The 23399-nt window shown below is 71.4% G+C and carries 23 protein-coding genes and 1 tRNA gene; 7 read left to right on the top strand and 17 right to left on the bottom strand.

What is annotated here, in order from left to right; all coding sequences use genetic code 11:
- Nucleotides 1–2 precede the first annotated feature (2 nt).
- A complete protein-coding gene (locus tag AB0J69_RS13140) occupies nucleotides 3–1559 on the top strand; it encodes a phospholipase D-like domain-containing protein (protein WP_364116399.1) in 1557 nt (518 codons plus the stop codon).
- Nucleotides 1560–1641: 82 nt separating this feature from the next.
- On the opposite strand, the gene AB0J69_RS13135 is transcribed toward AB0J69_RS13140, so the two are convergent.
- Complete coding sequence (locus AB0J69_RS13135) at nucleotides 1642–2445, bottom strand: endonuclease/exonuclease/phosphatase family protein (protein ID WP_364116397.1); 804 nt, start codon at nucleotides 2443–2445, stop codon at nucleotides 1642–1644.
- A 361-nt stretch (nucleotides 2446–2806) separates the two neighbouring features.
- Between AB0J69_RS13135 and AB0J69_RS13130 the strand changes: the two genes are divergently transcribed.
- Nucleotides 2807–4006: an aminoglycoside phosphotransferase family protein gene (locus AB0J69_RS13130; protein ID WP_364116395.1), complete on the top strand. Its 1200-nt coding sequence runs from the start codon at nucleotides 2807–2809 to the stop codon at nucleotides 4004–4006.
- Between the two features lie 46 nt (nucleotides 4007–4052).
- Here the strand turns inward: AB0J69_RS13130 and AB0J69_RS13125 are convergent, their stop codons facing one another.
- From AB0J69_RS13125 to AB0J69_RS13100, 6 genes are all read right to left on the bottom strand, one after another.
- A complete protein-coding gene (locus AB0J69_RS13125; RefSeq protein WP_364116393.1) occupies nucleotides 4053–4781 on the bottom strand; it encodes a methyltransferase domain-containing protein in 729 nt (242 codons plus the stop codon).
- A 93-nt stretch (nucleotides 4782–4874) separates the two neighbouring features.
- Entirely contained in the window at nucleotides 4875–7247 is a 2373-nt protein-coding gene (locus tag AB0J69_RS13120; RefSeq protein WP_364116391.1) for a hypothetical protein, read from the bottom strand.
- Nucleotides 7248–7379: 132 nt separating this feature from the next.
- Nucleotides 7380–7577, bottom strand: a complete 198-nt coding sequence (locus tag AB0J69_RS13115; protein ID WP_364116389.1) for a hypothetical protein — start codon at nucleotides 7575–7577, stop codon at nucleotides 7380–7382.
- Nucleotides 7578–7858: 281 nt separating this feature from the next.
- Nucleotides 7859–8218 carry a helix-turn-helix domain-containing protein gene (locus AB0J69_RS13110; protein ID WP_364116387.1) on the bottom strand — a complete coding sequence of 120 codons (360 nt, stop codon included), beginning with the start codon at nucleotides 8216–8218 and terminating at the stop codon, nucleotides 7859–7861.
- 123 nt (nucleotides 8219–8341) lie between these two features.
- Complete coding sequence (locus AB0J69_RS13105; protein ID WP_364116385.1) at nucleotides 8342–10006, bottom strand: TROVE domain-containing protein; 1665 nt, start codon at nucleotides 10004–10006, stop codon at nucleotides 8342–8344.
- 916 nt (nucleotides 10007–10922) lie between these two features.
- The gene (locus AB0J69_RS13100) at nucleotides 10923–11171 is read right to left on the bottom strand and encodes a hypothetical protein (protein WP_364116383.1); all 249 of its coding nucleotides are present in this window, start codon (nucleotides 11169–11171) and stop codon (nucleotides 10923–10925) included.
- A 38-nt stretch (nucleotides 11172–11209) separates the two neighbouring features.
- Here AB0J69_RS13100 and AB0J69_RS13095 point away from each other — a divergent pair, with 38 nt between their 5' ends.
- Both AB0J69_RS13095 and AB0J69_RS13090 read left to right on the top strand, forming a co-directional pair.
- Nucleotides 11210–11404, top strand: coding sequence for a hypothetical protein (locus AB0J69_RS13095; protein ID WP_364116381.1), 195 nt, complete (start codon nucleotides 11210–11212; stop codon nucleotides 11402–11404).
- Between the two features lie 63 nt (nucleotides 11405–11467).
- A complete protein-coding gene (locus AB0J69_RS13090) occupies nucleotides 11468–11803 on the top strand; it encodes a tyrosine-type recombinase/integrase (protein WP_364116379.1) in 336 nt (111 codons plus the stop codon).
- A gap of 2 nt (nucleotides 11804–11805) precedes the next feature.
- Here AB0J69_RS13090 and AB0J69_RS13085 read toward each other — a convergent pair.
- Nucleotides 11806–11880 (bottom strand) — tRNA-Val (locus AB0J69_RS13085).
- A gap of 459 nt (nucleotides 11881–12339) precedes the next feature.
- Between AB0J69_RS13085 and AB0J69_RS13080 the strand changes: the two genes are divergently transcribed.
- The gene (locus AB0J69_RS13080; protein WP_020547189.1) at nucleotides 12340–12756 is read left to right on the top strand and encodes an SsgA family sporulation/cell division regulator; all 417 of its coding nucleotides are present in this window, start codon (nucleotides 12340–12342) and stop codon (nucleotides 12754–12756) included.
- 135 nt (nucleotides 12757–12891) lie between these two features.
- On the opposite strand, the gene AB0J69_RS13075 is transcribed toward AB0J69_RS13080, so the two are convergent.
- Nucleotides 12892–13449 (bottom strand): DUF305 domain-containing protein, encoded by a 558-nt coding sequence (locus tag AB0J69_RS13075; RefSeq protein WP_364116377.1) that lies wholly within the window; start codon nucleotides 13447–13449, stop codon nucleotides 12892–12894.
- Nucleotides 13450–13593: 144 nt separating this feature from the next.
- On the opposite strand from AB0J69_RS13075, the gene AB0J69_RS13070 reads away from it, so the two are divergent.
- On the top strand, nucleotides 13594–14982 hold the full coding sequence (locus AB0J69_RS13070) for a hypothetical protein (protein WP_364116375.1): 1389 nt from the start codon (nucleotides 13594–13596) through the stop codon (nucleotides 14980–14982).
- 6 nt (nucleotides 14983–14988) lie between these two features.
- Here the strand turns inward: AB0J69_RS13070 and AB0J69_RS13065 are convergent, their stop codons facing one another.
- The 6 genes from AB0J69_RS13065 to AB0J69_RS13040 form a co-directional block, all read right to left on the bottom strand.
- Complete coding sequence (locus tag AB0J69_RS13065; RefSeq protein WP_364116373.1) at nucleotides 14989–15459, bottom strand: hypothetical protein; 471 nt, start codon at nucleotides 15457–15459, stop codon at nucleotides 14989–14991.
- Between the two features lie 146 nt (nucleotides 15460–15605).
- Entirely contained in the window at nucleotides 15606–16202 is a 597-nt protein-coding gene (locus tag AB0J69_RS13060; protein ID WP_364116371.1) for a hypothetical protein, read from the bottom strand.
- Entirely contained in the window at nucleotides 16181–16867 is a 687-nt protein-coding gene (locus AB0J69_RS13055; RefSeq protein WP_364116370.1) for a serine/threonine-protein kinase, read from the bottom strand. The genes AB0J69_RS13060 and AB0J69_RS13055 overlap by 22 nt, the downstream gene beginning before the upstream one ends.
- 177 nt (nucleotides 16868–17044) lie before the next feature.
- Entirely contained in the window at nucleotides 17045–17875 is an 831-nt protein-coding gene (locus AB0J69_RS13050; RefSeq protein ID WP_364116368.1) for an aminotransferase class IV, read from the bottom strand.
- A complete protein-coding gene (locus tag AB0J69_RS13045; protein WP_364116366.1) occupies nucleotides 17876–18886 on the bottom strand; it encodes a chorismate-binding protein in 1011 nt (336 codons plus the stop codon).
- A complete protein-coding gene (locus AB0J69_RS13040; RefSeq protein ID WP_364116363.1) occupies nucleotides 18853–19770 on the bottom strand; it encodes a LysR family transcriptional regulator in 918 nt (305 codons plus the stop codon). Before AB0J69_RS13040 ends, AB0J69_RS13045 begins: the two co-directional genes overlap by 34 nt.
- Between AB0J69_RS13040 and AB0J69_RS13035 the strand changes: the two genes are divergently transcribed.
- Nucleotides 19769–20992 carry a Rid family hydrolase gene (locus tag AB0J69_RS13035; protein ID WP_364116360.1) on the top strand — a complete coding sequence of 408 codons (1224 nt, stop codon included), beginning with the start codon at nucleotides 19769–19771 and terminating at the stop codon, nucleotides 20990–20992. The genes AB0J69_RS13040 and AB0J69_RS13035 overlap by 2 nt on opposite strands.
- Nucleotide 20993: 1 nt before the next feature.
- Here the strand turns inward: AB0J69_RS13035 and hutH are convergent, their stop codons facing one another.
- Nucleotides 20994–22544: a histidine ammonia-lyase gene (gene hutH / locus AB0J69_RS13030; RefSeq protein WP_364116357.1), complete on the bottom strand. Its 1551-nt coding sequence runs from the start codon at nucleotides 22542–22544 to the stop codon at nucleotides 20994–20996.
- 16 nt (nucleotides 22545–22560) lie between these two features.
- On the bottom strand, nucleotides 22561–23268 hold the full coding sequence (locus AB0J69_RS13025; protein WP_364116355.1) for a metalloregulator ArsR/SmtB family transcription factor: 708 nt from the start codon (nucleotides 23266–23268) through the stop codon (nucleotides 22561–22563).
- Between the last annotated feature and the right edge of the window lie 131 nt (nucleotides 23269–23399).

The raw sequence follows: 23399 nt of genomic DNA, 5'->3' as shown, positions 1-23399 counted from the left end.
GGATGCGGATCCAGGACTGGTTCCTCACCGGGGAGGAGCGCGGCAATGCCGCGACCGAACTCGAGCCGTGGTCGGAGGGCAACGAGGTGCGCCCGCTGGTCCACGGCGCGGCCTACTTCGCCGAGCTGCGCACCTGTCTGGAGCAGCTGGGCAAGGACGACCTGCTGCTGTTCGCCGACTGGCGCGGTGACCCGGACGAGCGCCTGACCCCGGAGGGGCCGAGCGTGGGCGCGGCGATGGCGGCCGCCGCCCGGCGCGGCGCCCTCGTACGCGGCCTCATCTGGCGCTCCCACCTCGACCTGCTGCGCTTCAGCTCCGCCGAGAACCGCCACCTCGGCCAGGAGATCGAGAACACCGGCGGCCAGGCCCTGCTCGACACGCGTACCGCCGTGGGCGGCTCGCACCACCAGAAGTTCGTCATCCTGCGCCACGACCGCGACCCCGAGCGGGACGTGGCCTTCGTCGGCGGCATCGACCTGTGCCACAGCCGCCGCGACGACGCCTCCCACGCGGGCGACCCGCAGCGCGCCCCGATGCCCGACGTGTACGGCCCGCGCCCGCCCTGGCACGACATCCAGCTCGCCATCCGGGGCCCCGCCGTCGAGCAGGTGGAGCAGGTGTTCTGCGAGCGCTGGGACGACCCGGCGCCCGAGACCCGCGACCCGCTGCGGCGCCTGCGCGACCACCTCGGCCGCCTCGACGACGCCCCGGCCCTGCCGCGTCCCGGCCCTCCCCCGCCGCCGGCCGGCCACCACCGCGTGCAGCTCCTGCGCACGTATCCGGCCAGGCGGCACGGCTACCCCTTCGCGCCGGACGGGGAGCGCAGCATCGCCCACGCCTACCGCAAGGTCCTGGCCCGCGCCCGCTCGCTGATCTACCTGGAGGACCAGTACCTGTGGTCCACCGACGTGATCGAGCCGTTCGCCCAGGCCCTGGAGCGCGAGCCGGAGCTGCGGATGATCGTCGTCGTGCCGCGCCACCCCGACCAGGACGGCTGGCTGGCCGGGCCCGCGAGCCTCATCGGGCGGGCGGACGCGCTGCACCGCCTCCGCCGGGCAGGCGGCGACCGGGTGGCCGTCTACGACCTGGAGAACCACCAGGGCGTCCCGGTCTACGTGCACGCGAAGGTCTGCGTGGTGGACGACGTGTGGGCCACGGTCGGCTCGGACAACGTCAACCTGCGGTCGTGGACGTACGACTCGGAGCTGAGCTGCGCCGTGCTGGACGAGCGGGAGGACCCCAGGCCGCCGGCCGGGGCGCTGCGCTTCGCCAGGGAGCTGCGCCTGTCCCTCATGGCCGAGCACCTGGACCTGCCCGCCGAGCGGTATGACGACCTGTGCGACCCGGTGACCGCCTTCGACGCGTTCGCCCGCTCGGCGTCGGCCCTGGAGACGTGGCACACGTCCGGCCGTACGGGGCCGCGCCCGCCGGGCCGCCTGCGCCCCCATCCGGCGCCGCACCTGTCGCGGCTGCAGAAGGTGCTGGCACTGCCGCTCTACCGGTGGGCGGTGGACCCGGACGGCCGCCCGCCCGCCCTGCGCCGCTCCCGCGACTTCTGAGACCGCCCGACTGACACACCCCCACCGGCACCTCCACCCAGACGGGTGGTCCGCGAGCACGTCCCCGGACCACCCGGTCAGGTCACTTCCGCAGGCCGGCGCGGATCACGAGCGCGTCGTGGTCGGTGTACGTGGTCTGCTCGAGCTCCAGCGTGGGAGCCGTGAGGGTGCCGTAGGCGTGCTGGATGCCGGGAGCCTGGGTGGCGGCCGCGTCGGTCAGCGTCCACTGGCCCTGGGGGGCGCACGACGAACGGCGGTTGACGTCACCCGCGAAGACGGTCGGGCGGCCGCGGGAGGCGAGCACCTGGGAGAGCTCGGCGCACTGGATCGAGTTGGCGGTGCCGGGCGCCTCGCCGTCGGTGGAGAGGTGGCTGGTGCACACATCCACGCCGCGAGCGGTGGTCACGCAGAGCCAGCGCCGCTGCTCCACCCCGCTGAACACCGAGTACGGCGCGTCCTCGGAAGCGCGGATCGCCTCCTTGGTCAGCACGGCGTTGCCGAACTCGCCCCGCCCGGCCGGCGTCTTGCAGGCCAGCGGGGCGCCGTTGTAGATGACCGTGGCGAACCGGTAGTGGTAGCCGGTGCGCTCGGCGATCTCGGCCACGTCGCCGCTGCACGCCTCGTTGAGGGTGACCGCGTTGACGTCGTTGGCCTGGATGCGCTCCACGGCCTCATCGACGATCTTCGGGTACTGGGTCCGGGGGTAGCAGCCGGCATAACCGCTCAGGCAGAGGTTCATCTGGAGCAGCGAGTACGGCGGCCGCGCCGCGTCCTGCGACGGCGGGGTGTCGGCCATGGCGACGCCGGAGAGGGACACCACCACCCCGGCCGCCATCAGGCCGGCCATCATCAGGGCACGCAAACGTGTCAGAGGAAATCGGATCATGGCGGCCATTGTGCTGACCCGACCACCAAACCGGACAGGGCACGCGAGAAGTGTTCACCACGCTCTCACGCGGCCGTCACCCCATCGCGCATCCGGCCCGATCCGGACGAACCCGCGTTCGCGGACGTTCGGACGCCCCGACCACTTCCCACAGCCAGGGCGTCCGAGGGATGGGGCAATCGATCCCTCCCCCATCTCCTACCCACCCCGTCCAGCTTGTACGCATTTGTCCGTTTTGCACAGAGTCTCCTCGCCGGTCTCGGCAGCAGGTGCCGCGTCCGGCACACGCGCTGGGCGCCGGGCACTGGGCCGGCCGGATATTGCGTGGCGGAGGTCGCGCGGAAGCGATCACACTGAGCGGATGGACAGGACCGTCAGCGCATGGATCACCTTGGGTGAGGATCGGCTCGGTGTCGTCGGCCCGTTCGCGGTGGACGTGCCGTGGTGGGCCGACGTGCAGCCGGTCGTCGCCCACCTGCGCCAGGCGCTCGGCGTGGACGTGCTGGTGCTGCGCCTGCTGGACGTGGACGGCGGCGAAGGAGGCCGCGGCGGCCATGTGACCTATCACGTCGAAGCGCTGGAGCGGCCCGCGCCCGGGCGGCTGACGGCTCCGCTGCCGGCCGACCACGCGGTGCTGGACAGGCCCGAACCGCTGCGCGCGCCGTGGGCGCGGATCGACGGGCTTCGGGAGCTGTTGAGCTGGGCGGCGGACGCGCTGGGAGCGGCCGGGCGGCCGCTGACCGGGCCGATCCGGCAACGCCGGACCTGGAATCTGGCCGGGCTGTTCCTCCTGCCCACCGCCCGGGGGCCGGTATGGCTGAAGGCCACACCCCACTTCGCCACCGACGAGGCCACCGTCCTCGACGCGTTCGCAGCCCTGGACCCGAGCCTGGTTCCCTCGGTCGTGGCGTCCGCGCCGGGGCGGGTGCTGCTGGAGCACCTTCCCGGCGAGGACTGCTGGGACGCCCCCGCCGGGATCGTCGCCGGCGCGGTGACGCGACTGGTCGCCGCACAGGCCCGCCTGGCGGGCGCGATCCCGCCCGGGTTGCCGGACCGGCGCGGACCCGTCATCGCCGATCGGGTTCGCGACCTGCTCGCCGGTGACGTGGGCGGCGAGCTGACCGCCGAGGAACTGGCGGGCGCATACGAGCTGGTCGAACGGTGGCCCCTGCTCGCCGAGTGCGGCCTGCCCGACACGATCGTGCACGGCGACTTCCACCCGGGAAACTGGCGCAGCGACGGCGGCCCGCCGGCCGTGGTCGACTTCGCCGACGCGCACCTCGGCAACCCGGTGCTGGACGGGATACGGCCCCGCGACTGGCTTCCCCCCGCCGAACGACCCGCCGTCGCCAAGGCCTGGATCGATGCCTGGACCGCCCACCTGCCCGGCTGCGACCCGGCCCGGGCACTCGCGATCGCCGAGCCGCTGTCCGACCTCACCTACGCCGTCCGCTACCAGGAGTTCCTGGACGGCATCGAACCGTCGGAGCGGATCTACCACCTCGGCGATCCGGTCACCAGCATCCGCGCCGCCCTGCGTTCCGCCGCGATCACGGGCTGACGATCTGACCGGCCGTTCATCGGTGCTGCGCCGGCTCCTTTCGGGGTCACCTGTGCCTGTACGCCGGAGTTTTACGCGCGAGGACGAGCCCGCACCGCGGGCTGCCGTCCTCGCGCCGGCCCAGGGCCGTCAAGGGGACTGTCTCCACGGTGAATCCGGCCGCCATCAGGTCAGTACGGACCGCGTGTGGCGGGCAGGTGCCGTAGTACATGACGAAGGGGGGACGCCACACGGCGTTCCGCACCTGCATGGCCAGGTCGAATCCGAGCATCGCCCAGTACCGGCCCGACCTGATGGGCGGGGGCGCGCCGATCGGGAAGGCGAAGAGCCCGTCCGGGCGTAACGCACGGTAGACCCCGGCGAAGAGCGCGGGCCGTTCGGCGGGCAGGAAGTGTCCGAGCGCTCCGAAGCTGACCGCGAGGTCGAAGGACTCGGTGAAGGGCAGGGCTCGAACGTCGGCCCGTACCCACGCGGCGTCCGGGTGTGCCCGGCGCGCCTGCGCGAGCATGCCGGCGCTGAAGTCGACTCCGGTGACCCGTCCTCGGCACAGGGGTTCGAGGATGCGCACCCCCGCGCCGGTGCCGCAGCACACGTCCAGCCCCCGTTCGAACGGCCCGAGCGGACGCAGAGCGTCGGCGGTCGCGTCAAGAACGCCGTCGGGGGTGCGGAAGGGCGTGTGGTCGAACTTCGTCGCAAGCAGGTCGTAGCCGCGCTCGACCGAGGACAGTGCCTGGACCGCCAGCTCACGCAGCGACGGGCCTTGGGGCGAGAACATCAGCCAAGAGTACTTTCCCGGAGAGCCGGGGCGAGCTGCCTCATACGACACAAGCCGACACGGGCCAGGGGGTTGTGGTTCCGGCGGCGGCCATCAGCCCATCGCCGTCAGGGTGTCACGCAACCGGCGCAGGTCCCGCATGCGTGCCTCGTACGTCGCCCCGACCACCACGAGCAGCAGCCCGCCCACGGCGATCGGCACCCAGCGCGGCACCGTGAGAAGCACCTCCGACACGTACGGGGCCAATTCCCGCACCGCGACCCCGGCGACCACGACCGCTCCGATCGCCGTGGGCGCCTGGAGCCGGGACCGGGCTCCGGCGAACAACACCGCGAGCGCCAGCACCCCGAGCGCGAGCGACCGCCGCCATTCCGTGTCCGCGTAGACCGCCACCAGGCTGGGCAGCATCGTGAAGGACAGGCCCGCGCCATAGGCCGCCCAGGACGGCACCGGTGCACCACGCCGCCGCCACCAGCCGGACACCAGCAGGGCCAGCGAGCACGGCACCGTGTACGCCTCGACGACGGTGACCTCGTCCGCCCCCAGCCGCAGCCACGAGGCCAGCAACAGCAGGACGGCACCCGAGTACCTGAGGCCCTTCGCCCCGCCTTGGCCGGCGGACCCAGCCCGCAGCGACATGAGCAGCACCAGCACCCCCGCCACGGCGAATCCGACGCTCGCCGCAACCAGGACGCGCAGGCCCAGCGAGAACCCCACCGCCACCGCCTCCAGCCCGAGGAACAGCGCGGCGAAGCCCAGTCCCCAGTTCCGGAGCTTCCGCAGCCTGGCCACCAGAGCCACGACGGCGGCGGCCACCGCCAGGATCGGCAGCACGATCAGCGTCGCCGGCTCGCTGCCGAACGCGTACGCCGCCGCCCGTACCGAGGCCGGACCGGCGACGAGCGCGCATGCGACCGCCCACCAGGGCGCCCGGCCCAGTGCGGCGCCCACCGCCGCCGCGACGGCCGCCACCACCTGCACCGCCACCGCCGCCGGGTAGGGCATCGCGAAGGCTTGCGGGAAGACCGCGACCATGAGCGCCCCGGAAACCAGAGCACCGGCCGCCGCCTGCATCGCCCACCCGGAGCTCCTACGCACGGCCGCCACCTCCATCGCAGCCCCGGACGTGCCGGCCACGGCCGCCGCAGCCTCGATCGGCCGCCCGGAGATGCTCCACACGGCCATCACCAGGAGGCCTGCCGCCACCGCGCCCAGCGCCACCACGTCCGCCGGCGACGACACCACCTCGAACGGCTGCCGCTGCCGTCCGTTCCACGTTCCCGTCCAGAGCACGTCCAGCCAGGCGAAGGGTGCCGCCAGGGTCGCCACGAGCCGAGGCAGCAGCGTCAGCACCGTCACCAGCGCCACCAGCCCGCCGGTGGCCATGCCCGCCAGCCGTACCCTCCGCCAGGGCAACCGGGCGGCGGCGAGCACCACCGCGAGTGCGGGGACGAGGTAGGCCAGGGAACGCCAGTCCGTACCCGGGCCGTCCAGCACCGGCTGCGCCAGCGCGGCCGGCACGGCGATCAGCGCGAGCGCGGTCCCGACGGTGACCGCGCCGGCCCAGATCTCCCCCTGAGCCTTGCCCGGCCTGACCAGCAGCCATGCGACCAGCCCGCCGAGCAGCGCCAGCGCGGCCAGCGGCACCGACCTGACCAGGGCCTGACCGACCGACGGGGACCCCAGCGCGTACGGCGCGCCGCCCAGCAGGGCGAGGGTCGCGACCCCGCTGCCCGCCAGGACGGCCGTCACCCGCACCGTCCCCCGGCCGTAGCGGACCAGGGCGACGTCCAGCGCCGCCGTGACCACCAGCATGGCCACCAGCCAGGTCGCCGGCCAGTCGCTGACCAGGAGTGGCAGGACCGGCTGCGCCAGCACCACGGCGACCGGAGCGGGTCCGCGAAGCCGGGTGATCCGGGCATAGGCCACCAGGATGAGCGCGGTGAGCCCGAGCACCGCCGCCGTGTAGTGCAGCACGTCGAGGGCGTCAACCCCGAGGAGCCCCACCTGCCTGGTCGCGTAGCCGTCGAGCAGCAGCAGCGCGACCGCGAACCCGGCCACGGTCTCGGCCGTCGCGTTGAGCCCGCGCCGGGTCAGCACGACCGGCGCCAGCATGACCAGCGCGGTGAACCCGGCCAGCACGGCCGCCCGCCCGCCCATGCCCAGCCGCCCCCAGCTCACCACGGTGAACACCACCGCCGCCACCGTCAGCAGCAGGCCGCCGAGAATGAGCAGGACGTTCTTCGCGGCGCCCGGCGAGACCTCCCTCGCCGCGACACCGGGCGGTCCGGCCACCGCCCCCGGGTACGGCGGCACCGCACCCACCCAGGAAGGCGCCACACCCGCGCCCCCCGGACCCGCCATCCCCTCACCCGCCGCACCGGCACGCAGGACACCGATCAGTTCCGTCCGCCGGGCCTGCAACCGGACCTGCTGGTCCCTCAGCCCGGCGAGAGCCTGCTCCACCTGCCAGAGCTCGTGCGCCGCGGGTCCCTGCAGAGGCAGCGCACACCCTGGGCACCTGGCCACCGGCTCCTGAGCCCCGGTCCCGGACAACATCGCCCCACAGTCCGGACATTTCACGCTTTCACCCACCAATTACCCCGCCTTAGGCCCGTCGAGGTACCCATACTTCACCGCGACGTCCTTGCGAGCCACCGTCATCGGGAACCACGAGCAACAGAAGGCACCGGCACGGGACTCCAGCGTCCACCGCAGGGTGAGCCCGGCCGGCTTGGCGTGGCCGGCCGCGACCCCTTTCGCCACGTCGACCTGCCAGGTGGCGAGGGCCGACAAGGGACCGACAGTAATCGCCTCAGGTGCGTCGTGATCTCCACCACCAGACCAACGCTCCGACGAGGAGCGGGAGGAACACCACTGGCCCTGCCGCCCCAATCCCGGCAAACAGCGCAATTGCCACGATGGTCACCTTTACCGGGAGGCCCAGCCGTCCCTTCGCCGCCCTCGGCCGCTGTACGGGTGGCATCAGCAGCGGATCCCACAGCTGACCGCAGTCGGGGCATCTCCACGGTTGGCCGTCGGAGGTGGCCGGCGGGACGCAGGAGTGCTCGGTCACGTCACAGGCCGATCACTGCGGAAGCTGCGCTGCCAGCGACACCGAATGGCACCAGCCATCCGGAGCCGCCCAAAAATCCGGCCGTCTGCTTCACCTTGGCCCGCCTCCTCGTCCGACTGTCCCTCGCTGCGGCTTCGAGAGCAGCGACGATCTCCCTGGCCAGCACTTCAGCGGGTCTTCGCCTCGCGTGAGCCACTGCCCTCTGGGTGAACATCATCGCGCCTCTGCGGTCACGGCCGGCTGGGGCGAGATGCTTGCGCCTCACCCACTGCCCGATGGCCGCTTCGCTGACGCCCGCCAGTTCGGCTGCTTGGGCCGTGGTCAGGTAGACCTCTTCAGGATCCAACTGCGGTCCGGGCATGATGTCACCCCCTGAACACAAAGAAGCCCCTGACCGGGATTCCTCCTGATCAGGGGCACAAGTCCGCGGGACCAGCGTGACGCAGAATCGAACCGTTGGTCGCGTTACGACCTCTTGCTCAGGTCAGCGCACGAATCCGTTGACAATGAGCGGTAGCGAAGCGTCCAGGCCGGCCACGTTCAGAACACCGCCATCCTTCGGGTCGCCGATCGAGTGCCCGGCAGCCGTCATCGCGGCGACGACCACCCGGGCGTCCGGGTTGACCGAGCGCCGGTAGGCGTCGAGGGCCTGGGTCGGGTGGGAGCGCCCGGCCCACGTCTCGTTGTCGGTGAAAACGACGATGCCGTCCACCTCCATCCGCTGGTCGCGCGCCCACGCGAACGGCAGCGACAGGTCGGTGCCGCCGCCGGACGGCCGCCAGGAGGCGATCTCGCGCAGGTTGGTGCGCGGGGTCACCTTCGACGCGTGCACGGAGGTGTCGACGTCGATGACGTGCACGTTGCCCTTCTCGATCCGGGCGAGCATGACCGCCATGGCGTTGCCGACCTCGTACGGCGACCCGATCGGCGAACCACCGACCTGGACGCCGCCGCCCCAGCTCATCGACCCGGACGAGTCCACCGCGACGAGGAGCCGCTTCCCGGACGGTTCGACGGTGCCGAAGGCGAGCTCGTACGTCTCCTCCAGCGCGTCCGGGATCGCCGGGACGGGGTGCCAGGTCTGCCGGTCGGCGCGAGGGTTCGGCTGCGCCACACCAGCCTTGTAGACGCGCATGGCCAGCCACGCGTCCATGGGGTGGATGCGGGCGCGCAGGATCGCCTCCCGGTCGGTGAGCCGCGCTACAGCGCGCGAGGTCGCCTCCGCCATCGGCTTGAGCGTGCCCAGCCTGGTCATCCGAGCCAGGTTCCGGATGAGAGCGGTCATGCCGACCGTCTCGATCAGCGCCTCCCACACACTGGGGTCGCGCAGCACCGAGTCCGGCAGGAACTCCCACGGCACCTTCGCCGTGGTAACCACCCGCACCGCTTCGGCCGGCGTGGTGACGGCCTTCGCAGTCAGGAACCGGTCCACCGCAGGCAGCGCCTCGCGGGCCTGCTCGTCGCTCACGTTGCCGGCGATCCAGCCGAACAGCGTCCTGCGCTGCTCGTCGTCCGCGCTCGGGTGGGCGATGCGCAGCACGTCCCGCAGGTCGAACGCCTCACCTTGCGGCGTCTTACGCTGGCGGGCCTTGCACGCCCTGAACGCCACATCGTCCGCGCTGCCGGCCAGGAACCACGAGCCGAGCGCTGTACGCAGCGACCGGCCCACCGTAGGCGAGATACCGCGAGCCGTCGGCTTGCCGCCCAGGTTCTTGTAGTAGCCGAAGAACTGCGCCAGGTGGTCGGTCGTACGCGCCACCTTGGCCAGCGCCGCCTTGGCGGCCTGACGGGTGTCGGCGTCGCCGTTCGCGTAGCAGGCGGCGAGAGCGAACAGGGCCGGACGCTGCTTCGGTGCCCGCGGCGGGCGGGCCGTCGAGATGTCCGTCAGCAGCTGCACGACGCGCGGCCCGTCCTCGCTGATGGCCTGGAACAGCACACCGGCGTTCTCCGCGGTCAGCTTGTCCTCGCCGACGTAGTAGGTGCCGCCCGTGGTGCCCAGGATCAGGAAGTCCTCCAGGCGGGTCCACACGTCCTTGTCGAACACGTAGCCGCCGGCGGCGTTCTTCACCTGGTCGGTACGGCCGGGGATCGGCTGGCCCTGCGGGGTCGCGACCGTCGAGACGTTCGCGAGGGGATCACGTACCACCATGCGCTCCTTCCGTTCGACCCGCCCGAGGAGCGGATATGCGAAAGGGGAGCGGATGTGTGTGAGTGTCCACCGGTATAAGCCGCTGTCCTTGGCCGCTAGACGATGGCCTGAGAGTTCAGGCCAGCAGGATTTGAACCTACGTCGGCGGCGCCCGATAACCGATACGACTTCGACCCGCTCCCCTACCTCGCGTTCGTCAGCCCTGCCAGCGGCACGGATATGGCGTACCGACCGGGTTGCCCTGCCGTTGGGCGACGGGCCGCGGACGACCCGACAGGATTCGAACCTGCACATCCATCAGATAACCGACCAGATTCGACCCGCACCACCGGCAAGGCTGACGAACGATCAGGTGTGGAGCTGGCGCGGATATGGGGACGCCCACCGGCGTTTAGGCGCTCTGTCCATCTGAGCTACCGAAGCCGAAGCCTCGGGCAGGACTCGAACCTGCGACCACCCCGTTATCAGCGGATAACCGACAGGACTTCGACCCGTGCCAGCACCACACCTGACCAGCTCACGAACCTGAAGACACGGATGTGGAGATGAACACCGGCGCGATCTGTTTCGAAGAGATAACCGATGTTCTTCGACCCGCGCCCTAAGGCCCGCGAACTGTCTCCTACCGTAGCGATCAGCGTGCCGCGTCACAGCTCATTTTTCGGGCGGATCGGGAAAAGTGATCCGATCCGCCCGAACTATGAGGTCACGCAGCTTTCCGGGACCGGTAGGTGCGCATGGTGGCGGCGTGCTTGCGGGGCCGCGAGCAGTAGCGCGAGCAGTAGATCGCGTCCGCCCGGGGATAACTGCGGCCGCGACCGTCGTCCTGCCACGAACTTTCGCCCGCAACCCGGCAGGGCGCACGTCTTCGCGTCGGGAACCTCTCCCCTGCCAAGGCAGGTGGGGCACTGGGCGGTCACGCGGCACCTCCTGCCGTGCACGTGGCCCCGGTGCAGCGGCACAGGGTGGGCTTGGCCACCACCTGTGCCGGGATCTCGGTGAGCACGCCCGCGCCCACGATCACCGGCTCCTTGCCGTCGATGACCTCGTACGCGTGGTCGACGCTGATGTCTTCGCCGCATCTGGGGCGGGCAGGCCACGGCAGGACGGCGAACTCCCCAGGCGAGACGAGCTCCCGGCACGGAGGGCCGTCCGCCGAAAGCACTGACCTTCGCCCAGGCCGACGCCGCGCTCAAGGCCGCGGTGAACTCCCGGATGTACGCCTACGTCGTCGTCTCGCTGCTCACCGGAGCCCGCACGGAGGAGCTGCGCGCCCTGACCTGGGACCACATGGACCTGGTAGGCGACTCGCAAGCCATCCCGCCCGTGCCACCACACGTCGCGGTGTGGCGGTCCGTGAGAGCGGGCGGCGACACCAAGACCCGGAATAGCAGGTAGAGGCCCAGGGAACTAACTGGTCTCCCGGGAAGCTCGTGTTCGCCACAGCGAGCGGCGCCCCCCTTGGACGCGGCCAACGTACGGCGAGGCTTCCGCACTGCGATCAAGAACGCCGAAGGGGTGAACCCGAAGGAGTGGACGCCCCGGGAGCTACGCCACAGCTTCGTCTCTCTCCTGTCCGACAAGGGTCTTCCCTTGGAGGAGATCTCTCGGCTGGTCGGTCACAAGAGCACGGCCGTCACGGAGATCGTTCGTCTACCGCAAGCAGATCCGTCCCGTTCTCCAGCACGGAGCCATCGCCATGGACGAGATCTTCAAGGACAGCTGGGAGCCTTAGTCACGCACTTAGACACCCAGAAGATCAAAAAGGCCGCTTCCCGACTGGGAAGCGGCCTCTGAGCTGGTGGGCGATACTGGGATCGAACCAGTGACCTCTTCGGTGTGAACGAAGCGCTCTCCCGCTGAGCTAATCGCCCGCCCTGCCGGCACCTCGCGGTGCCGACGGGGAAAACCATACCGCACTCCGGGGGGTGCTGGCGAAGCGAATAGGCCTGGGGCGATCATGGGAGCGCCGGGAGGGCCCGCCAGAGGGATTCGGGTGAAACGCGGCGGTTGCCCATCGGCACGGCACGCCCGTGGCATACCATCGTCGTGTCCCGGAAGGTATCGGCCACGATCTTTTGACGAGAAACGTTCATGGACGGCCCGTCCGGGGCAGGCTCCACAGCACGCAAAACCCTTGTAAATACGACCCGATTGATGCCGTTTAGCCTGGTAGATGCCTAAATGTCCAGCTGTGATGTGCGTTACAGAAGGCCCTGGAGGCGGAATCTTTCCTACAGGTTTCTTCGTTCCGCGTCATAGCTCAGGACGAAGTCCGTCAGAGCAGTGAAAGCCCCGAAGAGGGGACCTACGACGAAAAGGTTTGGCTGACGATGAACAGCACCACCGTCTCCGCCGAGCTTGGCCTTCGGCTTGTGGTCCCCGACCGTACTACCGTCCCCCTGCTCGCCGGACTGAGTTACACAGCCGACGATCCGTACGCCATCCGCATGGCCTTCCACGTAGGGAACGACGAGCCGGTCGAGTGGATCTTTGCTCGCGAACTGCTGACAGTAGGCATCGTGAGGCGTGTCGGCGACGGCGACGTGCAGGTGTGGCCCGCACGCGCCGACGGCGAACGCACGCTGCACATCAGCCTCACGTCGCCGTTCGGACAAGCACTCTTCGAAGTACCGCTGGCCCCGCTCACCGAGTTCCTCCACCGGACCTACGAGAAGGTGCCGGCGGGGCGGGAGACAGACTTCATGGATCTGGACGCCGAGTTGACCAACATGCTCTGGCCGTCCTAGCAGCGGCGCAGTCGCACGAGCCGTCCGGCAGTCTCCAGAAGAGGCCGGACGCGATCATGCAGGGGGAGGTTCCGTCGCCGGGGCCTTCCCCGGCGGCGTTCCAGGGGGTGCCGGGGAAGGCCCCGGCCCGCCGCCCTACGCCGGGAGCTTCTCCAGGACCTGGCGCATCCGGGCGATCTCGATGCTCTGGCCGGAATAGACGTCCTTGGCCATCATCCGCATGCGCTGGTCCCGGCCACCGGCCAGCTCCTCCCCCGCCATCTTCACCGCGCCCTCGTGGTGCCTGATCATGAGCTGGAGGAACAGGCGGTCGAAGGCGCCTCCCCTGGCGGCGCGCAGGGCGTTCAGCTCCTCCTGGGTGGCCATCCCGTAGCCGGTCGCCTGCTCGTGAGCGTGCTCGGCCGGGATCGGGCGGCCCAGCTCGGTCAGCCAGGCGCTCATGGCCTTGATCTCCGGTGTCTGTGCGGCGGCGATCTGGCGGGCGAACGCGCGGATGGTCTCCGTGGTCGTACGCGCCTCCACCAGGGAGGTCATCTCCAGGGCCTGCCGGTGATGCGGGATCATCCCCTCCGCGAAGCGTACGTCCGAGGCCACCGTGGCGGCGGCCGGCCGGCCGACCCGCTCCCCCGGCGTCGCCGTACGGGCCGCTGCGCCCGGGCTGCCCGGCACGATGACCGGCGCCCCGGTGCCCACGGGCGACGGCCCTGAGGGCTCGGTGGGCTGCTGAGAGCAGGCTGTAAGAGCAAATGTCGCCATAACTGTGATGAAGACCGTACGCGGCCGCGAACCTGCTGACATAGCTTCCATAGTGAGCTACGAGACAAAGGGGAATGCGCGTTGATCTCTGCCAAGTTGCGCGGAGCGTTGTTGTGTACGGTGCTGCTGCTGGCTTCCGCGTGTGCCGCGGAGTCGCCGGCCACCGGGGAGCAGCCGCCCGCCACCTCTCCGCAGGAGACCAGCGCTCCAGCCGGCACGCGCGCCGCGCCACCCTCGGGCGACGTGATGATGAGCGACAATGTCAAGCAGGTCGCCAACATGCCGAGGACGGCACCGTTCAACGGGGAGGGCGCCTTCAACACCGACCTGGCCTTCCAGGGCGACTACGCCTATGTCGGGAACTTCGGCGGTTTCACGATCTATGACATCAGCGACCCGACCAAGCCCGAGCTGGTCAGCCAGGTGTCCTGCCCGGCGCAACAGAACGACGTGACGATCTACGGGGACCTGCTGGTCCTCTCGATCGACGAGCCGCAGGCCGGCGAGGAGTGCGACTCCGGCGAGGGTGGCCGCGACTGGGAGGGCCTGCGGATCTTCGACGTCAGCGACAAGAAGAGCCCTCAGTACGTCGGCGCCGTCAAGACCGAGTGCGGCTCCCACACGCACACGATGGTCCCCGACGGGGACACGCTCTACGTGTACGTCTCCTCGCCCGGCCCGGAGCCCGACTCGGCGACCTGCCCAGCACCGCACGAACTCATCCAGATCGTAGAAATCCCGACGAAGTCACCTCAGTCCGCAAAAATCGTGGCGAAGCCGGATATCTTCCCCGAGCGCCAGCACTCCGAGCTCGCCTCCGGCTGCCACGACATCACCGCCTACCCGGAGAAGAAGCTGGCCGCGGCCGCCTGCTTCGGCGACGGCGTGCTGCTCGACATCAGCGACCCGATCCAGCCGAAGGTGCTCCAGCAGCTCACGGACCTCGAGAACTTCCAGATCTGGCACTCGGCGACGTTCAACAACGACGGGACGAAGGTCGTGTTCGGCGACGAGCTGGGCGGCGGCGGCCAGGCGACCTGCGACCGCAACACGCCGGTCACGAAGGGCGCGAACGCCGTCTACGAGCTGGTGGACGGCAAGCTGGAGAGGCGCGGCTACTTCAAGATCCCGAGGGAGCAGCAGCCGAACGAGAACTGCGTGGCCCACAACGGCTCCCTGATCCCGGTGCCGGGCAAGGACATCATGGTGCAGTCCTGGTACCAGGGCGGGGTGTCGATCTGGGACTTCACCGACTCGGCGAACCCGAAGGAGATCGGCTTCTTCGAGCGCGGCCCGCAGGAGGGCGCCGGCATCGCGGGCACCTGGTCGGCCTACTACTACAACGGCTACATCTACTCCAGCGACATGACCGAGGGCCTGGACGTCCTGGAGATCGACGACCCGCTGACCGACCCGGCCAAGCAGGTCAAGATGGACGACTTCAACGTCCAGACCCAGAAGTCCTACTGACCGGCCCTACGCGGGCCAGTGTGAGGCCGACCGCGCCGCCGCCCCCGTGATGGCGGCGCCGTCGAGCGTGATGGCCGTGGGCGCGATGCGTGCCCACGGCCATTCCACGGTGAGCAGAAGATCCGCGGCGGGCGGCAGCGGAAACAGCCACAGTGGCATCTGGTAAAGCGTGAGTCTCGCATCGCCGCGCACGCCCCCGGGGAACCAGGAAAGGCAGGGCGGCGCACAGTCACGGTCGTCGCCGGAAGCGACTTCGAGGCCGTTCGGATAGCGCAGGGCGACGTGCAGCGACGTGCTCTCCTCTCCGGAGAACGCCGCGTCGAGCTGCAGCGCCAGGCCGCGCGGAGCGGCGTCATTACGGGCCACGACGTCGAGGTTCAGCAGGCAACCGACGTCGTACGCCTGGATCATCGGCAGCAGGACGACGAGAGCCGGAGTGCGTGCGAGCACGCGCTCCACGGTGACGATCGCGCCCATTCTCGAAATCGGCGGCACCGGTGCGCCGCCATCCCCACTCATATCGAACTCACTTCGGGTTCGGGCGATTCTGCTGGGAAGCGTAACGCCGCTTTCCGCGGGGCTGGAGAGGAACCGCGAAAATGTAGGACGAATATAGGACACGCCTAGCGGGGTGCGGGGATTCGGCCCTCCCGCCAGTTCGCGAACGTCGTCTCGTAACTCGAGGCGATCTCGGTGCCCGCCATCGAGACCAGCCAGGAGAGCATGAAGGAACGAGGGCGGTTGTCCCGGTCGAGTTCGAGCCGCCAGTTGAGCCTGGTGCCCGCCAGCCGGCTCGCCTTCCAGCCGGCCATGTCCACCAGCCGCTCCTTGATCGAGATCGGCGCCTTGGGGGCGACCAGTCCGCCGGCGTAGCGGCGCCCGGCCCGGCTCACGCCCGTGGTGCCGGCGACGAGATCGAGGATGACCCCGATGCCCGACATGACGGTGATCATGTCGAGATAGTCGCGAATATCCACATCGGTGCTGTCCCCCACGACCTTGCCGTTCACGTAGCGGTCGTCGGGCGACAGGATGACCAGGTCGAAGCTCTCCATGTCGGCGGGATCGACGTTCAGGGCGAAGTCGCAGTCGCCCGGGCTGTAGCCCCTGTCCGGCTGGAAGCGCGCCCGGCCACGGGCCGTCGCGACGAAGGAGCTCTCCGTCAGGCCGCCCTGGAAGGTGAGGTCCGCCATCGGCTTCACCGTGATCGCGCTCTCCATCGCGATCGTGATCTCCTGCCCGTCGGGTCCGGGCGGGAGCACCGGCGGCTCGGAGCCGGCGGCGGGGCTCGGCGCGCCGCTGGAGGCCTGTCCCATCCGAACGGCGGCCGCCCCGTGCCCGCGAACGTCATGGTCGAGCCCCAGGCGAACGGGTCGGAGGTGGGCCCCGCCTCCGCGCCGGAAAGCTGCTCGGGCGACATGTACGGGGGCGTCCCCGAGGTGTACGTCCGCGTCGAGGTGGCGTCCACCAGCCGGGCGATCCCGAAGTCGATCACTCGTGGCCCGTCGGGCCCCAGCAGCACGTTGCCCGGCTTGAAGTCCCTGTGCACCACCCCGGCCCGGTGGATGGCGGCCAGGGCGGTGACGGTGCCGAGCGCCAGCCTGGTCAGGGCGGCGCCGCGCACCGGCCCCGCCGTCGCCAGGGCGGGGCCGTCGATGTACTCGCCGGCCACGTAGGGCGGGTCGTGGTCCAGGTCCGCGACGAGGACGCGGACCGTGCAGAACTCGTCCACCTTCCGGGCGGCGGCCGGCTCGCGGGCGAAGCCGCGGTCGATGCCACCCGTCATCACCTTTACCGCGGCCCGCCCGCCGTCCGGCGACTCGCCCAGGTAGACGATGCCCTGCCCGCCCTGACCCAGGCGGCCGGCGATGCGGAACCCACCCACCGCCTCGGGATCGCCCGGGCGGAGCGGACCGATTGCCGCGTTCGCCTCGCAGGTTCGGGTGTGAGGCCCGGGACCGGCCCGGGGTTCCGCACGCCGCCACGCCTGACCGCGCGGACCTTCGGCGGAGAACGGGATGGGCGGCCTGCGATCAAGCGGAACGTGCGGAACGAGACCAGCTCACGGGTTGAGGTCCGTGGCGGAGCGCTCGGCGAAGATCCGCATGGCCTTCGTGGTGATCGGGCCGGGGGCGACCGGGAGCTCGGTGTCGTCCACCAGCTTGATCGGCTGGATGTCGCGGGTGGTGGAGGTGAGGAACGCCTCCTCGGCGTCGTACAGCGCCTGGAGCGGAACGTCGGTCTCCTCGCCGCCGCACCATTCGAGCACCAGGGCCCGGGTGACGCCGGCCAGGCAGCCGGAGGCCAGGGTCGGGGTGAGCAGGCGGCCGTCGCGGACGATGAAGACGTTGGAGCCGGTGCCCTCGCACAGGTTGCCGGCGAGGTTGCCGAAGATGGCCTCGCCGCCGCCGCGCTTCTTGGCGTGCAGCAGGGCCTTGGCGTTGTCGCCGTACGAGGTGCTCTTGACGCCCGCCAGGGCGCCGCGCTCGTTGCGCGGCCACGGGACGACGGTCACGTTGGCGGCGGCCGGGAACGGCTTCTGCTCGTCCACGATGACGATCGAGGTGGTGCCCTGGTCGCCGCGGTCGGAGCCGAGCGGGCCGGGGCCGCTGGTGTAGGTGACCCGGATGCGGCCCAGCTCCCAGGCGGGCGCGGCGTCCAGGAGCTTGGCGATGCCGTCGGCGATGGCCTCCACGTCGGGTTCGGGCAGGTCCATGCGCTGGGCGGAGAGCGTGAGCCGGTCGAGGTGCCTGGTGAGCGCGAACGACTTCCCGTTCACGATCTTGATGGTCTCGAAGACGCCGTCGCCGACCATCACTCCGTGGTCGAACACGGAGACCGTGGCCTGCGCGGGGTCGATCAACTCCCCGTTGACCCAGACAGGGATGTTCATTCAGATTCCTCCTGTGGATGCCAGCGCTATCAGCCTGGCTGCTTTGAGCTCGGTCTCGAGCCATTCACGCCCGGGGTCGCTGCCCCAGGTGATGCCCGCTCCCGTGCCGAACCGGATCTCGCCTGCCGAGATCCAGAATGTCCTGATGCCTACGGCCAGCGCCGCCCTTCGCCGGTCGGCGTCGACCCAGCCCACGGCCCCACAGTACGGGCCCCGAGGTGCGGTTTCGAGCTCATTGATGATGCGCAGGGCCGACGACTTGGGCGCGCCCGTGACAGATCCGGGCGGGAAAGTGGCCGCGAAGAGCTCCGGCCAGCCCGCCCCCGGGGCGAGTTTGGCGCGGACGGTGGAGACGAGGTGGACGAGCCCGGGGTGCTCCTCGATCGCGCACAACGACGGCACCTCGACCGAGCCGACCGCCGCCACCCGGCCGAGGTCGTTGCGGACGAGGTCGACGATCATGACGTTCTCGGCGTAGTCCTTGTCGAGGAGGTCGTCGGCGGTCGCGCCGGTGCCCTTGATGGGCCGGGACTCCACGACGTCGCCGTCGCGCGACAGGTAGAGCTCCGGCGAGGCCGACACCACGCTCAGCCCCGGGACCTGGACCAGCGCGGAGTAGGGCGCCGGGTTGCCCTCGGCCAGCCGGGCCGCCAGCGCCAGCGGCTCGGCGTCGTGGGGCACGGGGGCGGCCAGGATCCGGCAGAGGTTGGCCTGGTAGACCTCGCCCTGCTCGATGTAGTCGCGGATGGCGCGCACGCCGCGCTCGTAGGCGGCCCGGTCGAGCGAGCTGCGCCACTGGCCGGGATGGGGCCCGTGCCAGGGGGCGGCGGGTGCGGGCAGGGGCGAACGGCGCACCCGGTCGAACCGGGCGCACGTCACCTTGCCCTCGTAGTCGACGACGACGGCCCACCAGCCCTCGCCGTCGAGCGCGGCGAGGTCGGAGGTCACGTCACGCAGGCCGGTGGCGAGGTGGTGACCTAAGTAGGCGAAACCGTCGTACACACCTCCCATTCTCCCAGCATCTGGACAAGCTCCAACGCAGCGGTCAGTGGCGCCTCGGGAAGGGCCGCGTACACCTTGCGCGCGGGGGCCATCCCGCGCAGCGGCCGGAGCACCAGATCAGCCGGTACGGCCCGCGCCGCCAGCTCCGGCACCAGCGTCACCCCGAGCCCGGCGGCGACGAATCCGAACTTGCCCGACCACTCCGCCACCCGCAGCCCGCCGCGCGGCGTGAACCCGGCCGCCGCGCACGCCGTGACCAGCAGTGTCGGCTGGCCGCGCGGGGCGGCCTCGATCCAGGTCTCGCCGGCCAGGTCGCGCAGGTCCACGTCCGGCTCGGCGGACAGGCGGTGCCCGGCGGGCAGCGCGACCAGCAGCCGGTCCTCGCGCAGGAGCACCGTGCGCGCCCCCTCGGCGGGCAACCCGGCCGGGTAGTCGCTGATCACGGCCACGTCGAGCGCGCCGGCGCCCAGCCGGTCCAGCAGCCGGGACGTGAGGCCCTCCGTCAGCCGCAGCTCGACACCCGGATGCCGGTGCGCGAACCGCTTGAGCGTGCCGGGCACCAGATCGACGTTGGCCGTGGCGAACGCGCCGATCCGCATTGTGCCGCCGCGCCCGCCGTGGATGGCGGCCAGCTCCTCGCCCGCGCGGTCGAGCCGGTCGAGCACGGCGACGGCGTGGCGGTGCAGCGCCGCCCCGGCGGGCGTCAGGCGTACGCCGCGGGCCAGGCGCTCGAACAGCGGCCCTCCGGAGGCGCGCTCCAGCGCGGCGACGCGGCGGGAGACCGCCGACTGCGTGTAGCCGAGCAACTCGGCGGCAGCGGTGAACGACCCGCTCCTGGCGACCTCGTCGAAGAGCCGGAGCGTGGCGGTGTCAAAGGCATTCGTGTCAGGCATGGCTGGCATGCAATCTAGTCGGTGGTGGAATGTCTCGCATCCGGGTTCACTGGGGCGCGTGATTACTTTTCTCGGACAGGGACGCATGGGCGTCCCGATGGCCCGGCGGCTGATGGCGGCCGGGCACAAGGTGACGACGTGGCGGCGCGCGACCGGGGTTCCGGTGGCCGAGGCGGTGACGGGCGCCGAGCTGGTCATCACGATGCTCAGCGACCCGGCGGCCGTGCGGGAGGTGCTGGCGGCGGCGCTGCCGGGGTTGCGGCCGGGGACGACGGTGGTGGAGATGTCCACGATCGGCCCGGAGGCGGTGCGCGAGCTGCGCGGGCTGCTGCCGGAGTCGGTGGGGCTGGTGGACGCGCCCGTGCTGGGCAGCGTGGGGCCCGCCGCCGAGGGGACGCTGACCGTGCTGGCCGGCGGGGACGTGTCGGGGTGCCGCGCGGTGTTGTCGGTGTTCGGGCAGGTGCTCGAGTTGGGGCCGCTGGGGTCCGGCGCGGCCATGAAGCTCGCCGTCATGAGCGCGCTCGTGCCCGCCCAGGTGCTGCTGGCGGAGACGTTCGCGTACGGGGAGGCGCACGGCGTGGACCGCGGCGCGCTGATCGACGTGCTGTCGGGCACCCCGCTGGGCGCGCTGGCCGAGCGGCTGCGGGTGCCGTCGGCCGAGACCCGGTACTCGCTGGCGCACGCGGCCAAGGACCTGGAGCTGGGCGCCTGGGAGGGGGCCTCGATGGCCGCGGCGGCGCGGGCCAGGCTGGGGCAGGCGCGGGCGGCGGGGCTGGGCGAGCGCGACCTGACGGCCATCGCCGAGCACGTGGCGGGGCCTGGCGAGCGGCGGGCCGTGCCGCTCAACCTCGCCACCATCCCCGCCACGAACGGCTTCTACTCGCACGCCGTCCGCGTCGGCGACATGCTCTACGTCTCCGGCCAGGCGGCCTTCGACGAGCAGGGGAACGTGGTCGGCGAGGGCTCCATGGAGGCGCAGGCCGAGCACGTCTTCCAGGTCATCTCCCGCATCCTGGCCGACCAGGGGGCGACGTTCGAGGATGTCGCGTTCATCAGGACCTACCTGACGGACATGGCGGACCGGATCGCGTACGGACGGGTGCGCCGCAAGTACATCACCGGCACCGCCCCGGCCAGCACGACCGTGGAGGTGTCGAAGCTGTTCATGCCGGGGCTGCTGCTGGAGGTGGACCTGATCGTGGCGCTCCCCGCCCGGGCCTGACTCAGGCGAGCGGGCCGGTCACCGACTCCACCGCCGACACCACGCCGCCCTCGGCCACCAGGCGCACCGCGGAGTCGATCTCCGGCGCCAGGAACCGGTCGGGACCCGGCGCGGGCACGGTCTCGCGCAGCGCCCTGACCACGGCCGCCGTCGCGGGCGCCGGCTCCAGCGGGGCCCGCAGGTCGAGCGCCCGGGCGGCCGTGAGCACCTCGACGGCCAGCACCCTGGTGAGCCCGTCCACCGACTTGCGCAGCTTGCGCGCGGCCGACCAGCCCATGGACACGTGGTCCTCCTGCATGGCCGAGCTGGGGATGGAGTCCACGCTGGCGGGCACGGCCAGCCGCTTGAGCTCCGAGACGATCGCCGCCTGCGTGTACTGGGCGATCATGTGCCCGGAGTCCACGCCGGGGTCGTGGGCCAGGAACGCGGGCAACCCGTGATTGCGGGCCACGTCGAGGAAGCGGTCGGTACGGCGCTCGGACATCGAGGCCAGGTCGGCGGCCACGACGGCGAGGAAGTCCAGGACGTACGCGACGGGCGCGCCGTGGAAGTTGCCGTTCGACTCGACCCGGCCGTCGGCCAGCACGGCCGGGTTGTCGACGGCGCTGGCCAGCTCCCACCCGGCCACGGTGGCGGCGTGCGCGATCGTGTCGCGGGCGGCCCCGGCGACCTGGGGGGCGCAGCGCAGGGAGTAGGCGTCCTGGACCCGGGTGCAGGCGGCCGGGTCGCGGTGGCTGGCCATGATGCCCGAACCGCGCAGGATCGAGACCATGTTCGCGGCGGAGAGCGCCTGGCCCGGGTGCGGCCGCAGCGCCTGCAGCTCGGGGGCGAACACCCGGTCGGTGCCCAGCAGCGCCTCCACGCTCATCGAGGCGCTCACGTCGGCGGTCCTGACGAGCCTGGTGAGGTCGTCGATGGCCAGGATGAGCATGCCGAGCATGCCGTCCGTGCCGTTGATCAGCGCCAGGCCCTCCTTGGCGGCCAGCTCGACGGGGTCGATCCTGGCCTGCTTGAGCGCCTCGGCGGCCGACTGGAGGTTCCCGGACGCGTCGCGTACGACGCCCTCGCCCATCAGCGTGAGCGCCACGTGCGCCAGCGGGGCAAGGTCGCCCGAACAGCCGAGGCTGCCGTACTCGTGCACGATCGGCGTGATGCCCGCGCTGATCAGCGCGGCCAGGGTCTTGGCCGTGGTCGGTCTGATGCCGGTGTGGCCGGTGGCGAGGGTGTGCAGGCGCAGCAGCATGAGCGCGCGCACCACCTCGGTCTCCACCTCGGGCCCGCTGCCGGCCGCGTGCGAGCGCACCAGCGAGCGCTGCAGCTGCGCCCGCAGCGCCGGGTCGATGTGGCGGGTGGCCAGGGCCCCGAACCCGGTCGAGATCCCGTACGCGGGCGTCGGGCTCTCGGCCAGCTCGTCCACCCGCTGGCGGGCCGCCGAGATGGCGGCGATGGCGTCGTCGGTGAGCTGGACGGGGGCTCCGTGGCGGGCCACCCTGATGACGTCGTCGAAGGTCAGCGGCTCCGGACCGACGTTCACGACTCCGTTGTCGCGCATGTTGCGTCTCTCTCACTTAGGTAACCGGCGTAACCGATGTTAGCTCCTTACCGGAGAACAGCTTCGCCAGCCCCTCCCTGCCCTCGTCGGTGAGGACGACCGCCCTGGGCACGTTCCCCCGCCGGTACCAGCCGCGCTCGAACAGCACCTCCGTGACCGCCGCCCCCAGCGCCCCGCCCAGGTGCGCACGGCGCTCGGTCCAGTCCAGGCACTCGGGCGCGAACCGGCGCCTCGACCCGCGCGCGCCCGCCACGTCCACACCCAGCCCCGACAGCAGCCGCTCCCCCACCTCGGTCAGGTCGTGCCCGGTGTAGTAGCCGCCCTCCCTGAGCCGGTCCAGCAGCCCCACCCCGGCCTTCCCGGCGAGGTGGTCGTAGCAGGTGCGGGCCTCCTCCAGCAGCCGGGCCTGCCGGGACTGGCGCAGCGAGCGCACCGGCGGCCGGGCGCTGATCCCGGCCAGCACCTCCAGCACCTCGGCCACCTCGTGCCCGGCCAGGCGGTAGTAGCGGTGGCGGCCCTGGCGTACGACGTCCACGAGCCGGCCGTCGAGCAGCCTGGACAGGTGGGCACTCGCCGTGGCCGGGCTCACGCCGGCCATCCTGGCCAGCTCCCCGGCCGCCAGCGCCCGCCCGCCGAGCAGGGCGGTCAGGATCGCCGCCCGCGTGGGGTCCGCGATCAGCGCGGCGACGGGCGCGATGTCGGCGTCACGAGCGATGTACTCCATGCCTCTGACGCTAATACCCCGACATTTCGCCGCGCGTCGAAGGGTCCCCGGGGCAGGCCGCCCCGTGCCTGACGGCCCGCCCTGGGCGGGCCGCCCGTGCCTGACGGACCGCTCCGGGCGGGCCGCCCGTG

The organism is Nonomuraea sp. NPDC049709, assembly GCF_040674815.1.
Classification (GTDB): Bacteria; Actinomycetota; Actinomycetes; order Streptosporangiales; family Streptosporangiaceae; genus Nonomuraea.
The sequence above is the reverse complement of the archived record's forward strand: the minus strand, read 5'-3'. Positions and strand labels throughout refer to the sequence as shown.